Annotated in this window: 2 protein-coding genes; both read left to right on the top strand. The window is 68.0% G+C overall.

The annotated features are described in order from the left end of the window. Positions 1-314: DUF188 domain-containing protein (locus MOV75_RS41645; RefSeq protein WP_247008709.1), on the top strand; the 314-nt coding region annotated here is incomplete at its 5' end. Between the two features lie 2 nt (positions 315-316). After that, on the top strand, positions 317-497 hold a 181-nt coding region (locus MOV75_RS41640; RefSeq protein ID WP_247008707.1), incomplete at its 3' end, for an ATP-binding cassette domain-containing protein.

The raw sequence follows: 497 nt of genomic DNA, 5'->3' as shown, positions 1-497 counted from the left end.
CCGACGATTGGATCGCCGAGCGCACCAAGCCGGGCGACGTCGTCGTGACATCGGACATTCCGCTGGCGAGCCGCTGCGTCAAGGCCGGCGCCGAGGTGATCGCGCCGAACGGAAAACCGTTCACGGAGGAGTCGATCGGGATGACGCTGGCGGTGCGCAACCTCATGACGGATTTGCGTTCGGCCGGCGAAGTCACCGGCGGCCCGCGATCGTTCTCCCCACGCGACCGCTCCACCTTCCTCTCGGCGCTCGACCAGACGCTGCGCCGCATCCAGCGCCGCCGCGCTGACCAGACTGCCACCAGTCAGGGCTGATCATGGCGCCGCCGCTGATCCAGTTGAAAGACATCAAGCTGACCTTTGGCGGCACGCCGCTGCTGTCAGGCGTCGAGCTCAATGTCGCGCCATCCGAGCGCGTCTGCCTGATCGGCCGCAACGGCTCGGGCAAGTCGACGCTGCTGAAGATCGCGGCCGGCCTTGTCGAGCCCGACGGCGGCA

It is taken from the genome of Bradyrhizobium sp. PRIMUS42 (assembly GCF_023006515.1).
Lineage (GTDB): Bacteria > Pseudomonadota > Alphaproteobacteria > Rhizobiales > Xanthobacteraceae > Bradyrhizobium.
The sequence above is the reverse complement of the archived record's forward strand: the minus strand, read 5'-3'. Positions and strand labels throughout refer to the sequence as shown.